Origin of the sequence: Undibacterium sp. Ji83W (assembly GCF_049340385.1) — a bacterium.
GTDB lineage: Bacteria > Pseudomonadota > Gammaproteobacteria > Burkholderiales > Burkholderiaceae_D > Undibacterium.
Window position 1 is genome coordinate 14,840 of sequence record NZ_JBMPOZ010000017.1, and the last position, 12,763, is coordinate 27,602.

The window sequence follows — 12,763 nt, forward strand, 5'->3', positions numbered from 1 at the left end:
AGAAAATTATGGCAAGTAATCACCATGCACTAAAAAAAATGGTAGAAGTAAAGTTACCAAGAAGTTTAGGGGAGAATGAGCAAGAGAGTGTCTCATCGTTTTCGATGTTGTCAAAAGAGAATATTGAAGAATTAATGACGTTAAAGAAGTCTTCTGACCTTTTTGCAATCGCATATCTGCAATATATATTGACTGAAAATATTGCTTTTGCAGCTGGTTCTTACGTTAGCGAAGTTTTGAGTGGAAGAATAGATGTAGATAAATTTAATAAAAGTCATCGTTTTACATAAGAAATGTTAAAAACTGCCACGCAGTCGTAAATAAAATTCCTAAATTTACGATTGCGTTATTTGAAATTTAATTACTGTAAACTTTCATCAGGATCGCAAATGAAACGTACTATTGCCGTAGTGCTTACTTTAATAATACATATAAGCTTGATGGATAGTTGCTTCGCCGGCGAAGATTGGTACTCCTTCGGAAATTTTGCAGTATGCAAGTATGGTGATTTTAATAGCTGCAAATTACTGGACTCAAAAAGCAAGGAAAACTTTGGCTTAAGCCAAATAGAGCAAGAAAATTTTGATCAGTTGGTACGCTATTCACAAATGAAATCGTTTGTCGTTGAAGATGCTAAGGCATGGTTTGGACAACCTCAACTTACCCCTGAAATTCCAGGTGACAGCAATGGGGCAATCTGGTTTTATGTGAATAAAGATGCGAGACGCGAGTGCTCAGTTACCATCGTAATGGCTAAAGGTAAATTGGTATCGATTGCATATACGGTACCATCAAAATTTATGTCTATATGGCGTGCCCCGGTCGTCCCTCATTCATCCAAATGACAAAGTTGTTCATCTTCCTGACTAACAATCATAGGAAAACAGATTTATTTTTGAATGAAAATTTAACAAATATAAATTCCAGAATAATGACCAAAAAATGAAGTGTAAAAGTCATAAACTTGGATTAGTAGTTGCCTTTTAGTTGAGAATTGATTGTTGACATCTCAGATGCACCTTCAATAAGCCAGTGGATGGCTACGCCGCAGGTAATTTAATTTTCATAAATATTTGAATGTATTCATCGCTGCAAATAGACTTTGAAATTATTGGACATCCAGAATACAGCAAACTGTTCGGAAAGATCGAATGTCGGGAATCTGAAACGGGATTCTTGTCCTGTCTCGTGGTACTGCTTAATCTATGGGGCGTAAAAGTAAGACTTACCCATTTACTAGGGATCGTGCCAATTCCACATGGTAGCTTGTCATTGCGCAGGATGCATTTTGCAATTCGTCGTTTGGGTATGCAGACAATGCCTGTAGCCAATAGAGATTTTCAGAGTGTACTTGCATCTTGGCCGATTCTTATTTTGAATGAAACAGGTCCATGCGTTGTTTTGCTTAAAGTTGAAGCGGATCATTTTGTTGCCGTTATACCTGACTATACAGGGCTAGTTTGCAAAATCCCATTTGGTGCAGAAATCCTGCAGCAGGCTGGCACTGCCTTTGCCGTACGCATGGATAAATTAGGGCCAGCAGTTCCTAAATATGAACGTAAACCAAGAATGTATTTGCTTTCGTGGCAAGATCGCTACCAAGGTACTTACGACAGAAAAACCTATTTTGAGTTTGAGACACGTCTGGGTTCGCAGCCGGGAGCGATCACACACCGCCCATTGCCTCTGTCAGAGATAACTTCATCTGATTTATTTAATTCCCATGCATCTATTTGTCCGACAAGACCGGATTTTTATGGACGCTATCGGACCTTCAATTTAAAACGCGGTGATACCGTGTTTGTCGAGCATACCGAATTGGTAACAGTAGTCGACGACTTGCTTACTCTCGCCAGAGAACATCGACCAAAAAATGCACGTGAAATAGTGCAATTTTCTGCAAAACTATTTTCTGACTTTCTGGCGATTCACCCATTCGTAAATGCCAATCAAAGGATGGCGATGCAGATTGTCACCAAATATCTGGAGCGATGGCAATTAAAAATGCGGTGGCATGAGATTAGCAGCACACAATTCTATTATTGGATGCGCCTTGCTACTCGGGGGCATATTTGTTTGTTGGAAAGCGGATTTGCAGCGAATATAGAATCGACTTAACTTACCAACAGTAAATTGAAATAATATCGCTCGCGAGCATAGCAATGACCAGTGGTAGCGTTACCTGGGTCATACAAAGTGATATACAACGACGCTTGACCATCAATCTACTTAGCGCACCTTCACCAATCCTAGTCTTATTTTGTTTATTTGCCCCCAATTTGACACGCTATGCTGGATATTCCACATCAAAAATTACCCCACGTTTAGCACATGGCAAGGAGCGGTTTCCATCAACTGTAGTTTGGACTGGCAAACCGTAATAATTTAGGTGATTGCTTTGACAGGCCAACATCAGCGGTAACGGTCAACTGCTACCAGCGAGGGAGGTCAGTGCAAGCCGGCACGATGGTCAATGGGTGCCAGCACTTGCACTTTGAGAAGAACTTCGCACAAAAATGATTTCCCGTGGTTGAGCTAAAGCCGGGGTCAGGTCCAACATTCATACATTTTCTGAAACCTCCATGCACTTCATTTGAATGCACAAAGCCGGCACAAAGGCACAAAGCCGAGGCACAAAGCCGGGGTCAGGTCCGACATTCATACATTTTCTGAAACCTCCGTGCACTTCATCTGGATGAATGGCTTTACCAAAAATTGCTTGCGAATTTTCAGGACAGCTTATCTATCGGAATTGCAAAAACCAAAAGAAGTTGTAAGTCCTACCAGTAGAGGCATTGGTTTACCAATGCCTCTACTGCAGTCGACAGCCTTTTTTGAATAGCGGTACTACAACAGGCAATACTTTGCACCCGATATGCAAGCGGCTCCCGCTACTCATGACTGACTCGTTATATTTGTCTTAACCTTCCGCAAAGATTCCCCGCTCAGTTCCAGACGATGTGCATTCTGAACCAGCCTATCCAGAATTGCATCAGCAACCGTTGGTTCACCTAAATAATCATGCCACTGCGCCACCGGCAATTGTGAAGTGACCAATATGGATGTGTTCCCCGAGCGCTCATCAACAATATCCAGCAAGTCCTGGCGATTGCGGGAAGTCAGTGGAGCAACACCCCAATCATCAAGAATCAATATCCTGGCTTTCGTCAATTGCGCCCGCAGTTTTGGAAAACTCCCATCTGCGCGAGCCACCTCTACGTCTTCCAGTAAGCGCGTGAGTCGGCAGTACAAGACAGGCAACCCCCGCCGCACTGCCTGATTACCAAAGGCGCAGGCTAGCCAGGTTTTGCCAACGCCTGTAGGTCCTGTGATCAACAGATGTTGATGCTGCTCTACCCGCGGCCTTCTTCAGTTCTTCCAGCCGTGACATCATCGTCACGTATAAGACGATCCGCCAATGGACGTTGAAGTTCGGGCAGGGCTATGCCAATGAACTTCGCTGGCGTCAACCGCAGCGCGGGGACAAATGGCATCTCGACGAGGTGCTGCTAAAACTCAAGGGCAAGCACCATTACCTCTGGCGTGCAGTCAATCAGAACGGTCATGTGCTCGATGTCTTGATGCTGAGTCGGCGCAACCGGCAGGCAGCTAAACGCTTTTTCCGCAAGCTCCTCAAAGGCTTGGGTTACGCACCACGGGTGCTAATCACCGACAAGCTGAAGAGCTAGGCCACGACGAAGACGCAAATCATGCCGCGTGTGGAGCATCGCCAACACAAAGGTCTCAATAACCGGGCTGAACTCTCGCATCAACCGACGTGGCAACGAGAACGATAAATGTGGCGCTTCAAGTCATGCGGCCACGCTCAACGTTTTTTGTCGGCGCATGGCCCGATCAACAATGCTTTCCGGTGTCAGCGGAACCGCTTGACAGCGGAGCAGTACCGACACGTCCGTAAGCAGGCATTTTCTATGTGGAATGAGGTCACCGACGTAGCAAAAAATGCCTAATCCGTGACACCATGTTACCCGGGCAAATGCAAGTTCGCCTGGAATTGTACAACTCGCCGTCTCCGTTCAGCAAGTTGACAATACAGCCTGGAGCGGATATTGGTGGGAGCCGACTTTAGCTGATTTGCTCTGGAAACCGGTCAAGGTCCTTCCCAAAAGCAATTCCTACATCATTGTTAGGCATTACGAAGTCTCCAGGACTGCAGCCTGGGCCTCGGCAGTCGTTAACGTCAACGCCATCTCCACGTTTCCACCAGACCGTTCCGGCCGTTCCCTCCGGGTAGTTCCCTCCGATTTGGGCAATCTGAGAAGGTTCAAGCCGATTTAAGTCACTGGGTTGGCCGTTGATATTGAATTTGTACGTCACGATTTCAACTGTCGCATTCGCAACTTTAATGATAGGCATGTGGACACTCCTTCAGGGAAAATACTGGATCTTCGGCAAGGCATCAAAAACAACTACTTATATTACCATTCAAACTACGCATGTTCATCCGTTAACTCATCGACTACCTGGCGTGCAAACAGGTCAAATACAACTGTTGGGTATCACCAGCCTTAATGGGTCAGAGTGTAAGTTATATTCGTCACCTAGACCCGAAATGGGCGCTTCGGAGTTCAAGTACAGTGTCGCATTACTTGAGACCAAAAATCAAATCCTCGATATAGTATTGGTAATTATCCGAATTGCGTCGGGATTTGACTGGATCGGTTGCCGCGAGCACCTTGGTTAGCGCACTGCCATATACCTCCGGCCGCAGTCCGATGCCGACGATATGGGTGAGTTCGTGGATTATCGTGCCACGTTGGGAGTCGCTCCCGGTAGTCTGTAGTTTGAAGAAGTCGGGCGTCAGGAAAATCGCACCGGGAACTGACGGATGGACGGCCGCCAGGTCGCCAACATCCCATTTGAATTCCAGATCGTTCCGCACTGGACACCAGAACACCGTGAACGTAGCCGCCCCCGTGGCCGCGTCGTACACTTTCTTGACGGCATCGGCGCTACTGCTGTTGAGAGCGCCAAACCATTTGATTTGCTTATCGACCGGGGTATTGACGGTGAAGCTTCTCGATGCAGCAGACAGCGCCGATTTCGCATCCGCCATCGCTTGGTTTGCAATCGCAGCCTGCGATGCCGTACAAGCTACTTTGTGCTCGTCAACTGCCGCCATGGCGACTGAAGACGCCGACCACAACATCAGTCCCATCGCGCAGCATAGCTGTCGATAAGGTTCAAGGTGCAAGCCGGTTTTCGAGATCGCTTTCATAGTATTCCTCCTATTGGACTTCATTAACGTTCAACGCGCCTTATTCCAGTGCTCTTAAATCCGTCGATGTCGGCAATTGCGCCCCGCCGGTACGGTCAATTTTTACCAGCGTCGCTTTCAGCCCGCAGTTCGTGTCGAACAGCTGTGGATGATGCCATTGGAAGTGCGCGCGCCTGCGCACCAGGCCTTGCACCAGATCCTGCATGATGGATGGATAGGACACGGTTTGAGGCAGTGGCGCGCAGGCGAACAACGGCACATCCGCCCGGCTCTGCTTGTCGGTCGTCGCCACCCGCACCAGCGCGAAGATGGACGGCGCCGGCGGGATAACGTCTTCAGCCACGATCCGCAGCGTAATCGACCGCTCCACCATCAACATGTCGCCCGCTTGCGCTTTGGAGGGGTATGTAACGCTCAACGACACCAGGTCGCCCGGTTCCAACACGCACCGTGCGCCGTTTTCATCGACCAGGGTGGCCAGCGCTATCGAATATATTGTATTGGGCGCTCCGACGGTTCTGGTCTTCGGCACCGCCGGTTGCGGGCTGGCATAGACATCCCGTGATACGCGCCCGGTGCCGGAACCTGCCGCCGGCAGCCATTTGAGTGTCAGATCGTATGTCTCGGTTAGGATTCCCCAGCCCTCCAATAGTTCCCTGTCGAACGTCCCGCTTTCGGCAGCGAGCGGCCCAAATGCAAACACGACCGAAGCGCTGCGGTCGTAGACTTGTCGGTCCGCCGCCAGCAGCCAGAACTCCCCGCCCTTCTCGCGGCGACTGTCCGATTGTGTGTTGCTGTGCAAGATACGGTCGTACGACGGGTCGCTGAAGACCAGCGTCGCCTGACCGGCCGCCGCAGTGGGCCGGCCTTCGGGTTTGATGGTCAGCGCCAGTTCCAGCGTCAGGCACAACGGTGGCAAAGGCCAGGTCTCGGGTTGGGCAAGTGGCTTCGCCTCATGCTTTGCGCTCAGATAGCGCAGCACCACCAAGGCGCGGGTGTCGCCATCGGCTGCCGCCAGAGCATCGGCGACCGCCTCGGCATCCTTGCTTTGCAGTTCGTAGCTTAGCAGCGCCGTGCCCTTCGGCCCCGCTTTTGCGCTACCACGACTGAGAGTGACCGCAGCCGGGCCAATAATGAGCAGCGGAGCCTGGGTTCCTTCCGCCATGAAAAAGGCTGCAGGGTCCACGTCTGTCGGACTGGAGATGCGCAGCGTGATCTTATGGTCCCACGCGGGATCAAGCTGGCCATTGGCCGGACTGGCCACCTGTACCAGGTAGCTGACCTCGCCTTTCGGCAACTGGCCCAGCGCTGCGGACTCCGCCGCCATGCCCGTCCGAACGATGCCGGCCGAGCCTTGAAGCCAAAGGAAGGCGGCCGGCCCGCCCGCCGTGCCGCGGTCCCAAGCGACGATGGTGCGGCGCCTGCGCGCTGGGCTCGCCGATTCCGGCAGCAGCGTGGAGCGTGGGCTGCGCCCCTGTTGCACCATCGCCGGCCCGCTGGCCGCCGCCGTACCGTACTTGGTTTCCTGCGTATCCATGACGTCTTTGTCCGACAGCGGCATGACGCCGGCCGCGCGCCGTTGGTAGATCACGCCCGGCCGCAAGCCGATCGTCAGTTGCGCCATCTCGGGCGGCATGATGGGCGCCACCGCGTCGATTGACAGCGCCGCCATACCTTCCAGTTTGGCGCGGGTCTGCTCGTATGACGGACTACGCTGACGGGCAGGCGCCGGCGCCAGGTGCAGCGCCGAGGGCGCCGGCAGGGACGCGATCGACGGTCCGTTGAAGCGCGGCCGCTCGAACATCGGCCGTTCGGCAAAGCTCCAGTAGCGGGCCTGCAGCGTCTTTGGGGCGCGCGCGGCGATGCCGTAGGATTGCAGCTGCCCGGAAATGCCGACGCTTTTCTGCTGCACAATGTATTCCTCTCCACCGGCCAAGGCCATCCTGGCCAACTCGGCAACCGCCTCCGGCGTGGGCCAGTCCAGCGCGCTGCTGGCGTAGACCAGGTCGTCGAAGCGTCGCAATGCCTGAGCGGGCGCACCGAAGTCGTCAACGCGGGCGACTTCGACGATCACCCAAGCGCGGCAAAACGGCGCTTCGCCGGTGGCCGGCGTGGTCGCCGCCATGACCGCTTGCGGCCGGTTGCTGCTTTGGTATACGGCATTCATCGCCACCGCTGCCAGCCTGCCTTGCGGCGGCCCGGCGCGCAGGTCCCGGAGCTCGCCTCCGCTTGCCATTACCACGGCCAGCGTCTCGATTGGCGCCGGCTTGGAGCTTCTGGCCGAGCCGACCTCGATCAGTGCAATGCGTCCGGCACTGGTGGCGGACGGGACCAGCCCGCGCGGCCGCAAGAGCAAGCGATCCTGTGCCGACAAGGTCCACAAGGCGTCGAGCGCCACCATGGAGCGCAGCCAGAACGGCGTCACCTGCGCCGGTTGTTGCGGCCGGGTGGTATCGGCCTCGCGGAGGAAGGCCTGCTCGACGCTGGTCAACGCTGCCCGGCGCCACTCGCCGCCTTGCGCTGTCCCCGGAGCCAGGATGGCTTGCAGCGCCGCGTGGATCTCGGCTTCGCTGTCGTTCGGGCGCAGCGTCAGGCTAGCGCCGCTCAGCGTCGCCGACCCCGGCACCGCCGGGACGAGATCGGCATCGGCGGCTTCCCACTCGACGCCGCCGCCGGACTGCGAAAAGCGCAACTGTCCGTGATCGGCGCTGGTGCAGGCCAGCCACGGCATCGCCAGCGTCAACGAGCTGTCACGCCACGGCTGTCCGGCCGACGCCTGCGAGCCTTGCTCGGCGTCGATCAGGTCGAAACGGATGACGCCGCCGCCTGTGATCAGCAGGCCGGCGGCCTTCTCCTTCAACGGCGCCAGCATGTCGGCGATGCGCCAAGCCGGAAAGCCGGCGTTCACATAGCCGCGCACACCGATGCCCGCCTGGACCATGCCGTGCGCGGGTGCGCCAGGATCGGCCACAGTGTCGCTCCTGAAGCGTGCACCGAAGGCATAGCCCACGCGCTTGTCCGCCGCAGGGCTGATGCCGGACGAATATTCCGGCTTGCCCGCGATTTCCTGCAACGCCATGCCCTCCTGTACGCAACGTTCGGCCAGCGCTTGCAGGTCGACGATGGTGACGTCGTCGAGCGAGCGCCAGCCCATGCTGCGCTGCTGGCCACCTTGGTCGCAGCTCACCACATGGCTGACCGTCGCCAATATCGACCACGGCCGCGCGATCCGTACGACATCGCCGACATATTCAAGGCGGTCCAGCGGCAGCAGGTGGCTTACCAGCCGCAACGTAACCGTATGCCGCTTGGGTTCCTGCGTACCGATGAGGATCTCGCACGAACCGCCGTCGATATTGCCGGCGAATCCGGCTCGGTCGGCCGGATCCTGGACCGGCTCCGGTAAGCCCTTGCCGGTCACGCCGCCTGGCCAGTCGATACCGCTGACGGTGCTCAGAACGCCGGTGACTTCCAGCCGCGAGGTCCAGCGTTTTTTGGACTTGCTTAGCCGGTGCCGGAAGGCATATTGCTCCTCCGTCTCACCTGCCTTGGCGGTCCAGGCGCTCTGCACGTCGCAACGCACCGCCTGCAAGGGCCAGGCTACCAGGCCGCCCGCAGGCGGCGACACGACGGCGGTGCCCAGTATGACCAGCGCCATAACGTCGGCGGATACCGGCCTGCCGGCCAAGTTGAGCCCTCGCACCAGTTCGCTCTGGTCCAGTTCGCATCCGGTCGCCAGCTGCAGGCACGACTGCCCGGCATCGAGCAAGACACTCTGCTTGAAGGGCGGCGCACCGGTCAAAGTCTTGTTCAGCTTGGCGCCCAGCCACGCGCCGCCGATCTGCATCTCCTTGTCATTGGCCACGCTCCAGTAGTCGATCGTCAAAGTGAGCGGCGCGCGTTCCAAGCCGGTGTCGGCCGAAGCGGCCGTACGTAACTGCATCGTCCAGCCGAAGTCCGTCCCTTGGTACACCGCCGGCCATTCCACGAACAAGCCGGTCAGATGCAATCCCTCCCCTGCTTGGGGCTCCGAATGCCATTCGAAACGCAGTGCCTTGGGCTTTCCGGCCGGCACGGAGATGGCGCCGCCGCCTAGCGCCTGGTCCGCCAGACCCAAGCCGGGCAGCCGGATCGCGGCAGCGACGATCAGCTTGGCAAAACCGTCCGCGAGATCGTGCTGCGGGTCCAGCGTCAGCTCCAGCGACGGCCATGCGGCTGCCGACGCCTCTGCCGACACGGGCGCGAACAGATGCTCCGTCTCGTCGAGCTCGAACCGCAGCGGCGCGCTGCTGTCTTCTATCGTCAGAGGCGCCTGGGCTGCAACGCGCACGCGCCGCAGATGCCGCAGCTGGAGTCCTTGACCCGGCTCCGGCGTCAAGACCAGCATCACCAGATTGCCGGCCTCATCGCCGCCGTCGGTGCCGAACACGCCTGCGGCCTGGGCCAGCCTGGCCACCCGCATGCGGCCCAGTATTTCCAGCCTCGCCACCGGATCCTGGCCCTGGCTGCGGCTGATTTCCAGACGCGCCAACCTCAGCGGCTTGAAGCGCAACGGCCCGATCCCCACATCGAATTCCAGCGGTGCGCCGGACGGTTCCTCGAAAAAGCGCCAACGCATTGCGGCGGAAGACTGCGCGGCCGGGTCGAAACCCGCAGCATCAGCCGTGGCTGCGCTTTCAAGGCGGTCCCAAGGCACGTCGTCCTGAATACCGGCGCGTTTGACGCCGGAAAACACCAAGCGGTTGCCGGCCTGCTCGTTCATCGGCAAGTCGGTACAGCTGAAGCCGAATACCGCGCCGTCGGGGCCGCGCACTTTCAGCACCTTCGCCAGCGTCGCCAATTGCACCTTCGCACCGTCGTTGACGCCGGCTTCGCGCAAGCCCAGTGCGATCCTGTCATCCCATGCGGTCCAGGCATCGGCAGCGATCCAACCGCCGAGGCTGTCGCGGATCTTGCCGTCGGAGAGGACGGCGGCGACGGCAAAACCCTTGACTTGCATTTTCCCGTCGATTTTGTCTTTTTTCGTCAAACCGGCGATAGTGTCGGCGCCAGACTTGAAGTCCAGTGGCATTTCCGCGCCGTCCAGGCTGTACTCACCCAATGGCGGAGCCAACGGGCCCGCAGAGGGTCTGAAGGCGAATTTCGCCTGCCACACATGCGGCACGCACAGGCCGGACACGGCACTGACTGCGCCACCGGCATCGCCGGCATCGGTCCACGCCGTCACGAACGCCGACGAGGTACGCGCCAGCGCGTTCTGTTGCGCTTGCCGGCGCCAGAAGGCTGGCATACGCAACGCCTGCAACGACGTCAACGGCAACCGCTCGAGGCCCGCGGTTGCTGCCGACCCCGGCTCGGGCAAGCTGACGCCGGCGAAATACCGGTCCAGCGCGGCCACATCGAAACGCAGCACAACCGCCAGACGGTCCAGGCTCGACGTCCCATCCCTTGCCGGGACCGGCGTCATCATCAGGTCCGGCACGGTGGGCAGGAAGAGATCCACCGATGGCGCGTCCGGCCATTGCGCGCAGGCGCTCTCCTGACTGTCGGGCACGGCCGTGCTGAACGGCCAGCCCTGGCCGCGAGACGTCCACAACGGCCACGTGTTCCTGCATTCCGCATACGGGTTGCTGCTGCCGGGTCTGGGGCACACCAGGTCCACCCGTTCGCGCACCGCCGCGCCATCGCCCTGATGAATGGCGCGGTGCGGGAACCAACCATTCAACACGGACGCGTGCCGCGACGACGGCAGGCTGCATAGCATGTTGGCAAGCGCCATCAATGGCAGGCTGTCGTGTCCACGCCAGAGGATGGTGGGCCGTGTCGGCTCGTGTGGCAGCCGGAGCTGCAGCTGCAGCGCGTCGTCGCTGGACCAGCGCTCGCTGGAGATTTCCAGCAGTTGGTCGTCGGCGCCGCCAAAGCGCAGCAGCAAGTCGCGGGTGGCGACCGGGCCGGCGCGCAGCGTTGGCAGCATCTCCTCGGCGCTGGGGCTGGCGTCCAGTGCCCACAGCACGCCGGACAAGGTCCCGCCCGGCCCGCCGCCGCCAATATGCATGCCTGCGACCACGCATGGCGGCCCGGACCAGCGCACGGCGATGTCCAGGCCGCGCAAGGTTTCAATGCGGAGCGCACTGCCGCCCGACGCGTCGCGCAGCAGCAGCGTGCCGCTGAGGATGTCGGCGCTTGGCTTGGCCGGTGACGGCGGTCGCTGGTCGTCAGGATGATGCACCGGCAACGCCAGCTGCAAAGCGCCGTCCCGCAACGGCAAGTACATGTAGGGCGCCGGACCGTCATCCCGGCCGAGTGCGCCGGCGGCTCGGTAGCGGTCGCCAAGTTGCCGCTGGATGCCTAGCCGGTCGACCGAGAAACGCAGTGCGTTTCCCTTGGGCGGCAGCAGTTGCGTCGTCGTTGCGTCCGTCGTCCAGTCCACGTCCACGCGCACCGCGTCGGCCGGTACGCCTTCGCCCGCCTTTATCAACAGCTGCACCCCCTGTCCGCGATTGACCAGCGTTACGCTGGCTGCCAGGAAAGCGGCGGCGCCCGGGTCACCGCCGGCATGGAAGTCCAGACCGGGCGCAATGGCCAACGGATCGATATCGACGACACCAAGGTCGTCGATGGAAAAACGGCCATTGCCGGCGCTATAGTTGACCATCCAGCGCAGCGGCGGCACGGCGCGCGTTGTGTCTGGCCGCAGCAAGAGCGGGGTCGGAGCGACGGCGCCGGAAGCGAGGCGACCGGCCAGCGTATCGGCCAACGCGGTGAAAGCAGCACGCGCATTGCTGGCCTGTTGCGGCTCGTCGAAGCCGATCAATTCCAGCGCCAGCCGTCCGTCGGGCAGCCGTTTGAACGACAGCCGCGCGCCAATCAGCGTCTTGCCCGGCTTATCCTGATATGCGCCAAAGCCGAACAAGGGATTGGGCGGCTCGGCGCTGAACTCTACCGCGTCGGCCAGCAGGTCGACGGACAGCCGCTGGTCGGGCGAAACCGGCGCCGGCATGCTGCCGAACAACCGGCCCTTGCCGCTCGGTTTGTGGAAGGTGTACCAGCTGCAAGGCAGGACATGCACTCGTACCCGGTTGTCGTTGAGCCGGAACCACGGCAGTTCCGGCGCCAGATTGCCCTTGCGCGCATGCGGCCAGTCGACGCCTTCGACCAGTGGGCTGGCGGTTACTTCGGCAAAGCGCGGCGCCTCCGTGCTTGCCAGCTGTGGAATCGGAGCCTGCTGGCCCAGCAGTTCGACATAGTGACGCTCGCGGTCGCCGCTGGTGATCAGCAACCTCGCCAGCCTGGGCGCGTGGAAGGCCATTTCCGGCGTCTGCGTGCTGCCGAAACTTCGCTGCTCCGGCAGTTGGACAGTATCGGTTTCCTGGGCCAGCACACGCACGCCGAACGTGCGGTCGGGATAGGAGCGCGTACCGGCGCCCTTGTGCGAGACCGACAGGCTGGCCTGCCATAGCGGCATATCCTTGTCCGGCGGACCCTGCAGGATGATGTTGCGTACTTGCGTGCTCATGCTCATGG

Annotated in this window: 7 protein-coding genes and 1 pseudogene; 4 read left to right on the forward strand and 4 right to left on the reverse strand. The window is 58.3% G+C overall.

Annotation, left to right across the window (positions count from 1 at the left end):
• The first annotated feature begins 8 nt into the window (after positions 1–8).
• From ACO0LD_RS22935 to ACO0LD_RS22945, 3 genes are all read left to right on the forward strand, one after another.
• Positions 9–290: a hypothetical protein gene (locus ACO0LD_RS22935; protein ID WP_423010494.1), complete on the forward strand. Its 282-nt coding sequence runs from the start codon at positions 9–11 to the stop codon at positions 288–290.
• A 99-nt stretch (positions 291–389) separates the two neighbouring features.
• Positions 390–845 (forward strand): hypothetical protein, encoded by a 456-nt coding sequence (locus tag ACO0LD_RS22940; RefSeq protein WP_423010495.1) that lies wholly within the window; start codon positions 390–392, stop codon positions 843–845.
• 232 nt (positions 846–1,077) lie between these two features.
• On the forward strand, positions 1,078–2,118 hold the full coding sequence (locus ACO0LD_RS22945) for a Fic family protein (RefSeq protein ID WP_423010496.1): 1,041 nt from the start codon (positions 1,078–1,080) through the stop codon (positions 2,116–2,118).
• 777 nt (positions 2,119–2,895) lie between these two features.
• On the opposite strand, the pseudogene ACO0LD_RS22950 reads toward ACO0LD_RS22945, so the two are convergent.
• Positions 2,896–3,345, reverse strand: a pseudogene (locus ACO0LD_RS22950) (ATP-binding protein); the annotation flags it as partial.
• A gap of 80 nt (positions 3,346–3,425) precedes the next feature.
• On the opposite strand from ACO0LD_RS22950, the gene ACO0LD_RS22955 reads away from it, so the two are divergent.
• Positions 3,426–3,689: a DDE-type integrase/transposase/recombinase gene (locus tag ACO0LD_RS22955; RefSeq protein WP_423010497.1), complete on the forward strand. Its 264-nt coding sequence runs from the start codon at positions 3,426–3,428 to the stop codon at positions 3,687–3,689.
• Between the two features lie 397 nt (positions 3,690–4,086).
• On the opposite strand, the gene ACO0LD_RS22960 is transcribed toward ACO0LD_RS22955, so the two are convergent.
• The 3 genes from ACO0LD_RS22960 to ACO0LD_RS22970 form a co-directional block, all read right to left on the reverse strand.
• Positions 4,087–4,377 carry a hypothetical protein gene (locus ACO0LD_RS22960; protein WP_423010498.1) on the reverse strand — a complete coding sequence of 97 codons (291 nt, stop codon included), beginning with the start codon at positions 4,375–4,377 and terminating at the stop codon, positions 4,087–4,089.
• Positions 4,378–4,606: 229 nt separating this feature from the next.
• A complete protein-coding gene (locus tag ACO0LD_RS22965) occupies positions 4,607–5,239 on the reverse strand; it encodes a M35 family metallo-endopeptidase (RefSeq protein WP_423010499.1) in 633 nt (210 codons plus the stop codon).
• 40 nt (positions 5,240–5,279) lie between these two features.
• Positions 5,280–12,761 carry a hypothetical protein gene (locus ACO0LD_RS22970; RefSeq protein ID WP_423010500.1) on the reverse strand — a complete coding sequence of 2,494 codons (7,482 nt, stop codon included), beginning with the start codon at positions 12,759–12,761 and terminating at the stop codon, positions 5,280–5,282.
• Positions 12,762–12,763: the final 2 nt, after the last annotated feature.

What these genes read in the sequence shown, in the direction of transcription:
- ACO0LD_RS22935 (WP_423010494.1), top strand. Translation starts at nt 9, where the DNA reads ATGGCAAGTAATCACCATGCACTAAAAAAAATGGTAGAAGTAAAGTTA.
- ACO0LD_RS22940 (WP_423010495.1), top strand. Translation starts at nt 390, where the DNA reads ATGAAACGTACTATTGCCGTAGTGCTTACTTTAATAATACATATAAGC.
- ACO0LD_RS22945 (WP_423010496.1), top strand. Translation starts at nt 1,078, where the DNA reads ATGTATTCATCGCTGCAAATAGACTTTGAAATTATTGGACATCCAGAA.
- ACO0LD_RS22960 (WP_423010498.1), bottom strand. Translation starts at nt 4,377, where the DNA reads ATGCCTATCATTAAAGTTGCGAATGCGACAGTTGAAATCGTGACGTAC.
- ACO0LD_RS22965 (WP_423010499.1), bottom strand. Translation starts at nt 5,239, where the DNA reads ATGAAAGCGATCTCGAAAACCGGCTTGCACCTTGAACCTTATCGACAG.
- ACO0LD_RS22970 (WP_423010500.1), bottom strand. Translation starts at nt 12,761, where the DNA reads ATGAGCATGAGCACGCAAGTACGCAACATCATCCTGCAGGGTCCGCCG.